General features: G+C 63.9%; 9 protein-coding genes and 2 tRNA genes. All 11 read right to left on the bottom strand.

Annotated elements, in window-relative coordinates; genetic code table 11:
* Positions 1–18: 18 nt before the first annotated feature.
* A complete protein-coding gene (locus P8192_RS14520) occupies positions 19–1,059 on the bottom strand; it encodes a thiamine-phosphate kinase (protein ID WP_431521151.1) in 1,041 nt (346 codons plus the stop codon).
* Between the two features lie 24 nt (positions 1,060–1,083).
* Positions 1,084–3,498, bottom strand: a complete 2,415-nt coding sequence (locus P8192_RS06440; RefSeq protein ID WP_278159447.1) for an N-acetylmuramoyl-L-alanine amidase — start codon at positions 3,496–3,498, stop codon at positions 1,084–1,086.
* A gap of 183 nt (positions 3,499–3,681) precedes the next feature.
* Positions 3,682–3,754: transfer RNA gene (locus P8192_RS06435), tRNA-Glu, on the bottom strand.
* A gap of 83 nt (positions 3,755–3,837) precedes the next feature.
* A tRNA-Gln gene (locus tag P8192_RS06430) sits at positions 3,838–3,909 on the bottom strand.
* Positions 3,910–3,944: 35 nt separating this feature from the next.
* Positions 3,945–4,730, bottom strand: a complete 786-nt coding sequence (locus P8192_RS06425; protein WP_278159446.1) for an HAD family hydrolase — start codon at positions 4,728–4,730, stop codon at positions 3,945–3,947.
* A 13-nt stretch (positions 4,731–4,743) separates the two neighbouring features.
* The gene (gltX, locus tag P8192_RS06420) at positions 4,744–6,288 is read right to left on the bottom strand and encodes a glutamate--tRNA ligase (RefSeq protein ID WP_278159445.1); all 1,545 of its coding nucleotides are present in this window, start codon (positions 6,286–6,288) and stop codon (positions 4,744–4,746) included.
* 27 nt (positions 6,289–6,315) lie between these two features.
* Positions 6,316–7,101: a fumarylacetoacetate hydrolase family protein gene (locus P8192_RS06415; protein ID WP_278159444.1), complete on the bottom strand. Its 786-nt coding sequence runs from the start codon at positions 7,099–7,101 to the stop codon at positions 6,316–6,318.
* A 30-nt stretch (positions 7,102–7,131) separates the two neighbouring features.
* The gene (locus P8192_RS06410; protein ID WP_431521167.1) at positions 7,132–8,268 is read right to left on the bottom strand and encodes a branched-chain amino acid aminotransferase; all 1,137 of its coding nucleotides are present in this window, start codon (positions 8,266–8,268) and stop codon (positions 7,132–7,134) included.
* Positions 8,269–8,330: 62 nt separating this feature from the next.
* Positions 8,331–9,404: a 3-isopropylmalate dehydrogenase gene (locus P8192_RS06405; RefSeq protein ID WP_270105554.1), complete on the bottom strand. Its 1,074-nt coding sequence runs from the start codon at positions 9,402–9,404 to the stop codon at positions 8,331–8,333.
* 28 nt (positions 9,405–9,432) lie between these two features.
* A complete protein-coding gene (gene metG / locus P8192_RS06400) occupies positions 9,433–11,037 on the bottom strand; it encodes a methionine--tRNA ligase (RefSeq protein WP_278159441.1) in 1,605 nt (534 codons plus the stop codon).
* Positions 11,034–12,641, bottom strand: coding sequence for a phosphoglycerate dehydrogenase (serA, locus tag P8192_RS06395; protein WP_278159439.1), 1,608 nt, complete (start codon positions 12,639–12,641; stop codon positions 11,034–11,036). The genes metG and serA overlap by 4 nt, the downstream gene beginning before the upstream one ends.
* Positions 12,642–12,686 lie beyond the last annotated feature (45 nt).

Raw genomic sequence — 12,686 nt, 5'->3', positions numbered from 1 at the left:
GCTTGCGGGTCGGCCAGGTTACTCGGAAAAATGATCCCAACCCCCCGTGTCGCCAGCGACTACGTTGGCTTCCACGTCATCCGCGCGAAGAGCCCGAAGGGTGCCACAGCGTGACCACCCGCTGGGCACTGGAGCATCGTGGGGTATCGCCCCGAGCAAGCCATAGTCTTCGCCGCCTTCCTTGACCCACTCTTCAGCGCTAGCGCCAACAGCCTCGGCGATAGGCCGTAACTCAGCCGAACGTGCGCTCACCCAAGATTCATCCAAGAATGCGCGAAATCCGTTGGCCTGGGCCAGCTTATGGCTGTCGCGCGTGAGTCCATCGGAAACATCCATCATGCAGTCGACTGCGCCATGTACCGCTGGCCCTTGGGTCAGCGGCGGCCTCGGCCGCATTTGCGCTCGGACTGCACGAACCATCAACCGAACCAGATGCCTCGGATGAGGACTCTGACGAAGAATGTGTTCCAGGTCTTTCCGTGGCGTCTCTAGAACGCACAAGCCAGCGGCGGCCCATCCGACATGGCCTGTGTGGATGAGCACGGCTTCTTCTGGGTTTCGGAGCATATTCGTGCTGCGACGAAGTATGGGGTCGCGGGTTCCCGTCTCCCCCATGACTGTGACAGCCATCGTAAGATCGGATCCTGATCCAAGATCACCGCCTGCCAACCGGCATCCGGGACCGTGAAGTACTCGGATCGCCGTCAGCATCCCACGTGCCAGATTTTCGACCCACTGGATCTTTGTTTCTGGAGGCATCGTAAGGGCCATGAAGAGCGCGGTGCTGGTCCCACCCATTGCATTGATATCGGACAGGTTCTGGGCCGCTGCCTTCCACCCTGTGGAGAAGCCATTGTCGCGAACACCGCTCGGCCAGACCAGGCGAAAATCACGATCAAGGCTCATCGCGTCAGTACTGACGACGACCCGACCACTCTTTACCGGAAGTACGGCTGCGTCATCTCCAGGGCCTATCGTGCCTTCGGGCCAGGGACGCTCGGCGGCCTCGATAATCCGCTGAATCGCCTCGAGAACCGCATGCTCGCCGAGATCTCCCACACGTTGTGTCACTGGGTGCCGAACCTATTTCAGATGAGTTGTTGCGACCCACCCCGTGCCGACCGAGGTCGTCACATAAGACCAGTACGGCACACGCGCATGTACCTGGATTCGTGCGCCGTTCGCCAGGACCGCACGATCGCCGAAAGAGCTGTGAGCGCCGACCTTAAGCGTGGTCCGACGGTTCGTTGTCGTGGTTGAAATCACCGATCCTGGGGACACTTTGGAGGCCGTGACCTGCGAGGTCGGCATCCATCCCCGGCCAATCGGTGTGATCACTTCCGACCAACTTCCTGAAGTTCCGCGAACTCCGACCGCCTCGGCTCGACCAATCCGGCCGATAGATGCTGCCGAGGAGCTGGGAGAGCGCTTGATCATCACCGTGGCGGATGCCCAGCGAGCGACATGGAGGTGCGAAGTGGCAATCCAGCCGGTACCTGCATCCGTCGTGACGTATGACCATGCTCCGAAGCGGCTGAGTACTTCGACGCGTGCTTGGTCCGGTACCGTGGCTCTGAAGGCGAATTTGCTATTCGCACCCACTCGCATGGTGGTGCTGCGCTTGGTGTACCGGGTCTCCATAACAGCACCCAATGTGACTTGCCACTGGGACAATTGCTTCGTGGGCAGCCAACCGGTTCCGATGGGAGTCTGAACCCGAGACCAGGACCCATTAGTGCCGATCCGAGTCACGATCTCACCGCGACCGATCCACCCCAAAGTTGAAGCGCCAACACCAGTACCGTTTTTGACACCCTGCGTTGAGCGTAGCCACATTTGCTCGTGCACGGCATCACCCGGGCCATGCTCGCGCTCGGCGGCGGCGATGCGGTTGGCGACATTAGTGCGCATGGAGGAAAGCTTCGGGTACAGGTAGCGCCCTGGACACGCCGTCGAGTTGGTGTCGCGGTGGCCAAGAATCACAGGCACCGTCACCTTGGTTCCGCTAGGGTACTTGGCTGAGGACCCCGGCGTCGCACGCGACGTCAGCTGCGTGTTGGAATTCGCTTTCAGACCGTGCCGATAGCCCTGCCAGGCCAGCACCTTCTGCAGGGCCTCAACCATGGCTGCAGGAGGCTGCGCCACATCGAAGTTGCCCATGGCAGAAATGCCGATGGTATTCGTGTTGAATCCGCCGGCCTGGGCGCCGACCGGCAAGGAGGTCAGGGCACCGCGACGTCCTTCATAGATGGTGCCGTATCGGTCCACCAAGAACTGATAGCCGATGTCGCCCCAGTTCAGGGTCCGCGCGTGATACGAGTAAATGGCGCGAATCTGCTGGTAGGCCTGGGCTGCAGAGTAGTTGTTGGTGCCCGCGGTGTGATGGATGTACATCGCATCCAGCTTCGGTGACTGAGCGCTATCAACCGCCCACGATTCGTTAGCACCCCACTGGCTGCGCGTCACGATCGCTGGCTTGAGCACATTCGCATTGGACGAGGCCTGGATGGCCCGTGTCATTCCGGATTCTGCCGGCGTGATGGAACTGGCCAAACGGATCGAGGCAGATGCGTCCGCCGCTGTGGTTGCTGACGCCACGGAAGAACTGAGCTCGGCTTCCACTGGCTCTTCTTCCAACGCTGGTGAGGCCGGAGCCAGTTCACCATCGGTCGGGGACTCCCCCGGGTCAATGACGGTGACTTCCAAACCGCCGGGGACGTCACCGCTTTCCGTGAGCACGCGCGCCTGGATGGCATTGGCTCCATTGGTGATCAGTGGCTCCGTGCCCTGCTTGGTGACGGTGACCCCAGATTCGCGGTCGATGGGGTGGATCTCTAGCTCGTTCCAGTCCGACCATTGGTCACCTTCGCGCACGCGGACAGAGGCTTCCACCACATTCTCAGTGGTGGAGGCGTTCCAGGTGAGCCCGGCCGCCATGAAATCAATGGTTTCGGTCGGAGCGGTGAGCGCTGCGAGTAGCTCTTCTTCGTCAGGCAGCGCCGTTTCGGCCAGTTCCTGATCGGCGGCGTCGCGCTCGTCGACCGGGGCAGGCGCCGGAGCCGAGAGTGCCTGCGGCTCGGCTGCGGACTGATCTTCCGTGACCTCGCTGGGCACTTCGGTGCTCGGCTCACCCGTGGCCTCCGCATCTGTGGACGCGGCGTCTTCCGCAGGCTCGGACGTCTCCGGTGAAGCTTCCGCGCTGGACTCGGCGGGTTCCGAGGATTCTACAGATTCGACAGCCTCAGGAGGAGCCGATGCCGATACTGGAGACTGAGGTTGCGCGTCCAGTGGCAGCGCCTCGGGGTCGACCTCCGTGAAGGAGATCGATTCCTCGTCTTGTCCGGTGGGGGTGACCGCTTCCGTTTCCTCCGACGTTGTGGTCGATGCCGGGGTGGTCTGCGTCGGCGGATCGGAGGAGACCACGGCGGGAAGGCCAAGACCGGCGATCAGTGTCAGGGAGACGGCAGGAGCGAGGAATCCGAGTGCGAGGTTGGGCATGGGTGGCCTCAATGTGTCAGAGAGTGATGAGCTGGGGCGTCCGGCAGGATAAAACTGCAAGTGAGAAGTGTCTCAACGCCACCACGAGTATAAAGGAGCCGTTGAAGATCGTCACAACCTCATCTGTTCTATCGCACAAAACAAACGAGGCTCCGGGATGAACCCGGAGCCTCGTTCTCACTGTGACCCCAGCGGGATTCGAACCCGCGTTACCGCCGTGAGAGGGCGGCGTACTAGGCCGCTATACGATGGGGCCAGTGGTCTTGTCGGACTGAAGTCCGATCAAGCAACCCCGCAAGCTTATCACTTGTCGGGATGATCCTCCAAATTGGAGTTTCGCTGGGGTACCAGGACTCGAACCTAGAATGACGGTACCAGAAACCGTTGTGTTGCCAATTACACCATACCCCAAGGGCTGTCCGGATCGCTCCGGCAACAGGTAAAGACTATACACGAGTCTCGGCGCCGATGACAAAACACCGAATTTCGCGCAGATCAGTGATCCGGTGCACGCCTGGTGGCGCGGTTGCATAGTCCAGTCGATCGCCTGCTGCGGTCGCGCTGACGGCGCTGACGGAGGCGGCTGCACGCAGCGATTTTGGTTGGGGCCGCTCGACCAACACCGAGGTGAGCCCGGCCTCGCGTGCACCCTGCCCGTCGGCAATGGGATTGTCCCCTACCATCATCACGTCGTTGGGTGCACAGTTCAGCAGCCGGCATCCTTCCAGGAAGGGGGCCGGGTCGGGTTTGGGAGCACCAGCGGTATCGGTCCCAACGACAATGTCCCACGACAGCCCCACCTCGGCCAGTTTTCCCCGCTGATAATGCTCCACGTTATTGGACACCGCCCCATAGGGCACCCCGTGCTCGTCGAGCCATGTCAGGGTCGGTGCGACATCCTCGAAGAGCGCCCAGCGAGCCCGTACGTTGCGTTCGTAGGTCTCACCCCACAACTGCTCATCCGGAGCGGTATTTCGTCCGAGCACGTCCATGGCGCCTCGCACGCGGGCCAGGCGCTGACCGAGGAAATCCAGTTCACCGGCGACGTAGCGGTCGTAGTGACCGTCGAGGTCGCGGGCGAAGTACCGGGTGGCCTCGGCCAGCGTGGCCGGGTCGAACGACATCAGATCCTGGCCTGTCTGCCGCGCTATCGTCTCCTGAAAGGTGACCGTCTGCGCGGAAGCAAGATCGATCAAGGTGTCGTCGATGTCGAACAGCACACCGCGAATCATGATGCTACGGCGTTCAGGCGGTCGCCGCGGCGGCGTCGGCCTGCTCCTGGGCGAAACGCTGGAGGCGGGCCAAGGTTGATTCCTTGCCCAGAATCTCGAGTGATTCGAAGAGCGGCGGCGAGACTTTGCGCCCGGAGACGGCGGTGCGCACCGGTCCGAAAGCCTGGCGAGGTTTGAGCTCCAGGCCCTCGATCAGGGCTGTGCGCAGCGCGGATTCAATGCCCTCGATGGTCCAGTCCTCGAGTCCGGCCAATGCCTCGGTGGCGGCGGTCAGCGCTTCCTGCAGGTTCGCGGGCATGCCCTTGAGCGCACCCTGCTCCGTCTCGATCTCGGCATCATCGCGGAACAGGAAGGCCAGCATCTCAGCGCCCTCCCCCAAGAGGTGAACGCGTTCCTGGACCAGAGGGGCAGCGGCAGTGAGGATGCGCTGTTCGTCGTCGGTGATCGGGTCGGCAATGAGCCCGGCATCGTGCAGGTACGGCACGAGCCGCTGGCGGAAGTCGTCGCCGTCGAGCAGGCGAATGTGAGTCGAGTTGATGGCGGTGGCCTTCTTCTCGTCGAACCGGGCCGGATTGGCCAGCACGTCGTGGATATCGAAGTTCTCGATGAACTGCTCGCGAGTGAAGATATCCTCGTCCGCCGAGAGTGACCAACCCAACAGCGCCAGGTAATTGATCAGGCCCTCGGGGATGAATCCCTTCTCGCGGTGCAGGAACAGGTTCGATTCCGGATCACGTTTGGAGAGTTTCTTGTTCCCCTGTCCCATCACGTAGGGCAAGTGTCCAAATTCGGGCATGTAGCGGGCCACTCCGACGGCGTGTAGGGCGCGATAGAGCGCAATCTGACGCGGGGTGGACGAGAGCAGGTCTTCGCCGCGCAGCACGTGGGTGATCTCCATCAGCGCGTCATCGACCGGGTTGACCAGGGTGTAGAGCGGGGAGCCATCGGCGCGGACCACCACGAAGTCCGGAACGGAGCCGGCTTTGAAGGTGATCTCGCCGCGGACGGTGTCAGTGAAGGTGATGTCCTCGTCGGGCATCCGCAGACGCAAGACCGGCTCGCGGCCCTCGGCGCGGTAGGCGGCGCGCTGGTCGTCGGTGAGGTCGCGGTCGAAGTTGTCGTACCCCAGTTTCGGATCACGATCGGCGGCACGGTGGCGGGCTTCGACTTCTTCCGGGGTGGAGAAGGACTCGTAGATGTAGCCGGCTTCGCGCAGCTTGGAGATCACATCCTGGTAGATCCCGGCGCGCTGGGACTGACGATACGGCTCGTGCGGTCCGCCGACCTCGACGCCTTCATCCCAGTCGATGCCGAGCCAGCGCAGCGCGTCGAGCAGCTGTAGGTAGGACTGCTCGGAGTCGCGCTTGGCGTCGGTGTCTTCGATGCGGAAGATCATCTTGCCGCCGGTGTGGCGTGCCCAGCCCCAGTTGAACAAGGCGGTGCGGATCAACCCGACGTGCGGGGTGCCCGTGGGCGAGGGGCAGAAGCGGACGCGCACGTCGGCATCGGCCGGGACGGCGGGGATATCGGCAGGGATGGGGCGTGAATTCTGACTCATGATGCTGTCAGTCTAGTCCCCGCGAGGCTAGCGTCGCAGTACCGTGGCCAGTGAGCCGATGCCTTCCACCGCGACCTCGATGCGAGCACCGGCGTCGACGATGCCTACCCCGGCGGGGGTACCGGTGAGAATGACGTCACCGGGCAGCAGGGTGAAGGCTTCGGACACGGTGGCCACCAGCTCGGCGACGTCGAAAATCATGTCGGCGGTGGTGCCGTCCTGACGCAGTTCGCCGTCGACGTGGGAGGTGATGCGCACATCATCGGTGTCGAGTTCGGTCTCGATCCAGGGTCCCAGCGGGCAGGAACCGTCGAAACCTTTGGCACGCGCCCACTGATTGTCGTTACGCTGGGCGTCGCGGGCCGTAAGATCGTTCGCCACGGTATAGCCGAAGATGACGTCCTTGACGCGTTCGCGCGGTACATCCTTGCAGATAGTGCCGATGACGACGGCGAGCTCGGCTTCGTAGGATATTTCCTCGGACCAGCTGGGCAGGGTGACCGGATCGCCGTGTCCGACCACCGAGGTGTTGGGCTTAAGAAACATCAAAGGACGGGCCGGGACCTCGTTGCCGAGTTCCTGGGCGTGGTCGGCCCAGTTGCGTCCGATACCCACGATCTTGGAGCGTGGAATGATGGGAGCCACCAGACGCACGTCGCCGACCGTATGGGTCTGGTTGGTCGGTTGCACGCCCTGATAGAACGGGTCTCCCTGGAGCACGGTGAGGGTGAGGTCCTCCACGGCCTTGGAGTCATCATTTTCGACGACGCCGTAGGCGGGCTGGTCTTGGGCCACGAAGCGGGCTATCCGCATATCTGTGCCTTTCGGGTGGGGTTTGAGGAGTCAGACGAGGCGGTGCATCCACTGGTGGCGGTCTTCACCGCGACCGGTCTGCAGGTCAAGAAGTTCCTTGCGGATTTTGAGGGTGGCGGCGTGATCCCCGGCGGGTGATTCGATGATCTCCTCGCCATCCTGCACCGCACCGATGGGGGTGATGACGGCTGCGGTGCCGCAGGCGAATACCTCGGTGATCTCACCGGAGGCGACCCCGGTTTTCCACTCGTCGAGGGTGATACGGCGTTCTTCCACGGTGTGGCCGTGATCGCGGGCGATCTGCAGTACCGAGGAACGCGTGACGCCCTCCAGGATGGTGCCGGTGAGTTCCGGGGTGACCAGGCGTCCGTCGGCGAAAACGAAGAACACGTTCATCCCGCCGAGTTCCTCGATCGAGTTGTCATGCAACGGGTCCAGGAACAGCACCTGGGCGTGGCCGCGGGCGGCCGCTTCCAGCTGGGGTGCCAGTGAGGCGGCGTAGTTGCCACCGCACTTGGCGACCCCGGTGCCGCCGACCCCGGCACGGGCGTAGTCGCGGGAGACCCAGATGGAGACCGGCTTCAGCTCGCCGCCGAAGTAGTTACCGGCGGGCGAAGCGATCACCCGGAAGGACACGGTGCGCGAGGGCCGCACCCCCAGGAATTCTTCCGTGGCGATCATGAACGGGCGCAAGTACAAGGACTCGCCGTCGCCGTCGGGAACCCACTGGTGGTCGTGGGCGACCAGCAGTCTGATGGCTTCCAGGAACGCCTCTTCGGGCAGCTGCGGCAGCGCCAGACGACGGGCGGAACGGTTCAGTCGGGCGGCGTTGGCCTCGGGGCGGAACGTCCAGATGGAGCCATCCGCATGCCGGTAGGCTTTGAGCCCCTCGAAGATCTCCTGACCGTAGTGCAACACGGCCGAGGCCGGGGACATGCTGATCGGCCCGAAGGGCTCGAGCCGGGCGTTGTGCCAGTGACCCTGAATGTTGAGGAAGTCCCCGGAGGCGACGGCCGCGGCTTGGGCGTCCAGGTCCGCCGTCCAGTCAATCGTCACCATGTGATCCGTGAAGTGGTCCCCGAATCCGGGGTTGCTGAGAATCTCGTGACGGGCCTCGTCTCCCAGCGGGGACGGATGGGCCTGGATCTCGAAGTCGATGGTCACGATGTGCCTTTCCTCATCAGGGTCAGTCGTGGTCGAACTGGCCGATACGGTGCGAGTGGGTGCGCCTACGCCAGGGCGGCGGCGATGTCGTCTCCGACCTGCGCGGTGCTGCGCGCCGAGGGACCGGCTGCGTGGGCGGCGACGTCATCCCACACCGCGCGGTGAATGCGTGCAGCAGCGCCGGGACGGCCGTAGCGTTCCAGCAGCAACGCTCCGGAGAGGATCGCGGCGGTGGGATCGGCCTTCTGCTGACCGGCAATATCGGGTGCGGAGCCGTGAACGGGCTCGAACATCGACGGCGCGGTGCCGTGAATGTTGATGTTGCCCGAGGCGGCCATGCCGATGCCCCCGGTGACGGCGGCGGCGAGGTCGGTGATGATGTCGCCGAACATATTGTCAGTGACGATCACATCGAAGCGCCCCGGATCGGTGGTCATGAAGATGGTCGCTGCGTCTACGTGCAGGTAGTCGTGGGTGACCTGCGGGAACTCGGCGGCCACCTGGTGGACGATCCGGTTCCAGAGCCGGCCCGCGAACAGCAGCACGTTGTGCTTGTGCACCAGGGTGACGTGTTTGCGTTCCCGGGTGGCGGCAAACTCAAAGGCGGCCCTCACGACCCGCTCCACGCCGTAGGCGGTGTTGACGGACGACTCGGTGGCGATTTCCTGTTCAGTCCCCTGACGCACCACACCGCCGTTGCCTACGTAGAGGCCTTCGGTGCCTTCGCGGAAGACGACGAAGTCGATGGTCCCCGGCTCGGCCAGCGGAGAACGCACCCCAGGGTAGAGGACGGCGGGGCGGATGTTGACGCCGTGGTCGAAGGTGAACCGCAGCTTCAGCAGCACGTCGCGCTCCAGGATCCCGGAGGGGATGCGGGTGTCGTCGGGGGCCGCGCCGACAGCGCCGAAGAGGATGGCGTCGTGGCCGCGGAGCCGTTCGATAGTCTCGTCGTTGAGGGTTTCACCGGTCTCGAGCCAGTGGGCTGCGCCCAGCGGGTATTCGGTGGCGGTGATCTCGGCGTCGCCCTCGGCAGCGGAGGCCGCTCGCATGACTTTCAGGGCTTCTGCGGTAACTTCCGGGCCGATGCCGTCGCCGCCGATGACGGCGAGATTCAATGCGGAATGTGAGCTGGAAGACATTGTTGCAGTCTACCCTTTCTGTGGGGGTCTATTCGGTGGGCTCTTCGTAGCGTGGGAACACCGGTTCCGGCTTTGGCAGTGCTGCTCCGGGAACCAGGGAATCGTTCCATGCTGCAAAGGAGCGAGCGCCGGCACCCGAGGCGTTCGTTGCCCCGGCGTCGCCGTCGGCATCGATTCCCAGCAGGTCCAGCAGGCGTCCCGCGGCGGTGGGCAGCACGGGTTGCACCAGCAGGGCGATTCGACGCACGGTTTCCAGGGTCACCCAGAGCACGGTTTCCATACGCGCAGTGTCGGTTTTCCGCAGCACCCAGGGCTGTTGGTCGGCGAAGTAGGCGTTGGCCTTGGCCAGCACGCTCCAGGTGTGCTCGAGCGCGCCGTGGAAGTCCTGGATCTCGTAGGCGGCCCGGGAGTGCTCCAGCAGCGCCTCGACGGCGTCCAGTAGCCCCTGGTCGGCCTCCGTCAGCTCGCCGGGAGTGGGCACGGCCGTGTTGCAGTTCTTGGCCACCATGGACAGGGAACGCTGGGCGAGGTTACCCAGGTTGTTCGCCAGATCCGCGTTGTGCCGGCCCACGACGGCCTCATGCGAATAGGAGCCATCGGCGCCGAAGCTGAACTCGCGCAGCAGGAAGTAGCGCACGGTGTCGAGTCCGTACTGGTTGACCCATTCCTCGGGTCCGACGACGTTGCCCAGCGACTTCGACATCTTCTCGCCACGGTTGTTGAGGAACCCGTGGATGATGACCCGACGCGGTAACTCAATACCGGCCGACATCAAGAACGCGGGCCAGAACACACAGTGGAAGCGAGAGATGTCTTTGCCGATGACGTGCAGGTCGGCGGGCCAGCGCTGGGTGTAGGACTCGTTCGGGAACCCGGAACCGGTGAGGTAGTTACTCAGTGCGTCCACCCATACGTACATCACGTGATGGGCGGACGGCGTCATGCCGGTGCTGGATTCGGGCACGTCGATGCCCCAGTCGAAGGAGGTCCGGGAGATGGACAGGTCCTCCAAACCGGATTCGACGAAGCGGATGACCTCGTTGAACCGGTATCGGGGTGCGGCAAATTCCGGGTTGGTCCGGTAGAGCTCCAGGAGCTTGTCCTGGTAGGCCGAGAGCCGGAAGAAGTAGGACTCCTCCTCGGTCCAGGTGACCTCGGTGCCGGTCTCGACAGCGGTGCGGGTGCCGTCCTCGGCTACCTCGGTTTCGTCTTCGGTGAAGAACCGCTCGTCGCGCACCGAATACCAACCGGCGTACCGGTCCAGGTAAATGTCCCCGTTAGCCTCCATCCGCCGCCACAGCTCCTGGGCGGTGACGTGGTGGTCGGGGTCGGTGGTCTGGATGAACCGGTCGTAGGAGATGCCCAGCACCTCGTCGTCGATTCGCTTGAACTGGGCCGAATTGCGCGCGGCCAGCTCGGCAACGGTGATCCCGAGCTTCTCGGCGGTCTGCTGCATTTTCTGACCGTGCTCGTCGGTGCCGGTCAGAAAATAGGTGTTGTAACCGTCCAGGCGCTTGAACCGGGCCATCGCGTCGGCGCCGATGTACTCATAGGCGTGACCAATGTGCGGCTCGCCATTGGGATAGGCGATCGCGGTGGTCACATAGTAGCGGCGGTCGGGCGTGGAGCTCATCGGCCGGTGTCCTCCAGGTTGATTTCGGCGACCATGGACGCTTCGATGCTGGCGGCCAGCGCCTCGGTGGTGCCCTCCGGAAGGTCAGAGTCCAGGGTGAGCACGGCCAGTGCCTCATCCGCCGAGTCCGAACGGGAGACATCCATGCCGGCGATGTTGACCTGGGCGTCACCCAGGCGTGCACCGATCAGGCCGATCACGCCGGGGCGGTCGGCGTAGTTGAACACCAGCAAATGGTCGGTGAGGGCCACTTCGAAATCATAGCCGTTAATGCCCACGAGCTTCTGCATCTGCTTCGGTCCGGTCAACGTGCCGGTGACGGCGGCCTGAGTGCCGTCGGCAGCGACGCCCTGCACCGTGATGGTGTTGCGGTAGGCGGGAGACTCGGGGGTGGTGGTCAGGCGCACGTCCACGCCGCGTTGCTCAGCCAGCAGGGGCGCGTTGACGTAGGAGACCTGCCCGGAAACGACGTCGGTGAAGACACCCTTCAGTGCGGCCAGGCGCAGCGAGTCGACATTGAGTTCGGCGAGCTCACCGGCGACGACGACCTCAACAGCCGCCAGGGACTTCTGGTGCAGCAGCGAGGTGAGCACTCGGCCCAGCTTCTCCACCAGCGGGATGCCGGGGCGCACGTAGGGGTCGATGGCTCCGCCGGCCACGTTGACGGCGTCGGGAACGAGTTCCCCGGCCAGCGCCAGGCGCACGGAGTTGGCGACCGAGATGCCAGCTTTCTCCTGGGCCTCGGCGGTGGAGGCGCCCAGGTGAGGGGTGACCACGGCGTTGTCGTAGCCGAAGAAGTCCAGGTCCACGGCGGGCTCCTTGACGAACACGTCAACAGCGGCGCCACCGATGGTCTTGGCCTCCAGGGCGCGGCCCAGTGCGTCTTCGTCGATGAGTCCACCGCGGGCCACGTTGATCACGTAGGCGGTGTCCTTCATCCGGGCGAACTGGTCATCGGAGATCATGCCCAGCGTTTCGGGGGTGCGCGGCATGTGGATGGTCACGAAGTCGGCGGTCTCCAGCAGCTCATCCAGGCCCAGCAACTGGGCGCCGATCTGCTGTGCACGGGCGGCAGTGACGTAGGGGTCGTAGGCAACAACTTTCATGCCAAACGCCTTCATGCGCTCAGCCACCAGGGCGCCGATGCGGCCCAGGCCGATAATGCCGAGGGTCTTTTCGTAGAGCTCGACACCGGTGTACTTAGAGCGCTTCCACTCCCCTGCCTTGAGCGCGCCGTTGGCGGGGGCAATGTTGCGGGCCACACCGAGGATATGGCCGCAGGTGAGTTCGGCGGCGGAGATGACGTTGGAGGTGGGCGCATTGACCACCATGACGCCGGCGTCGGTGGCCGCGCGGGTGTCCACGTTATCGAGACCCACACCAGCGCGGGCGATGATCTTCAGATCGGGGGCCGCGGCAATGGCCTCAGCGTCCATCTGGGTGGCCGAGCGGATCAGCACGGCATCGGCCCCGGGGAGGTCAGCGAGCAGACGAGCACGGTCGGCGCCGTCGGTGGAGCGGATCTCGAAATCAGGTCCGAGGGCATCCACGGTTGCGGGCGACAGTTCTTCAGCGATCAGGACAACGGGTTTTGACACGGTCAATACTTTCCACTCGTCTGCAGGGGTGAGCCCACACGGAGGATTCTT

The organism is Citricoccus muralis, from assembly GCF_029637705.1.
Lineage (GTDB): Bacteria > Actinomycetota > Actinomycetes > Actinomycetales > Micrococcaceae > CmP2.
Note: the sequence above shows the minus strand (reverse complement) of the source record. Positions and strands in the feature narration are given on the sequence as shown.

Coding starts and splice junctions, on each gene's coding strand:
- P8192_RS06440 (WP_278159447.1), bottom strand. CDS start 3,498: ATGCCCAACCTCGCACTCGGATTCCTCGCTCCTGCCGTCTCCCTGACA.
- P8192_RS06425 (WP_278159446.1), bottom strand. CDS start 4,730: ATGATTCGCGGTGTGCTGTTCGACATCGACGACACCTTGATCGATCTT.
- gltX (WP_278159445.1), bottom strand. CDS start 6,288: ATGAGTCAGAATTCACGCCCCATCCCTGCCGATATCCCCGCCGTCCCG.
- P8192_RS06415 (WP_278159444.1), bottom strand. CDS start 7,101: ATGCGGATAGCCCGCTTCGTGGCCCAAGACCAGCCCGCCTACGGCGTC.
- P8192_RS06405 (WP_270105554.1), bottom strand. CDS start 9,404: ATGTCTTCCAGCTCACATTCCGCATTGAATCTCGCCGTCATCGGCGGC.
- metG (WP_278159441.1), bottom strand. CDS start 11,037: ATGAGCTCCACGCCCGACCGCCGCTACTATGTGACCACCGCGATCGCC.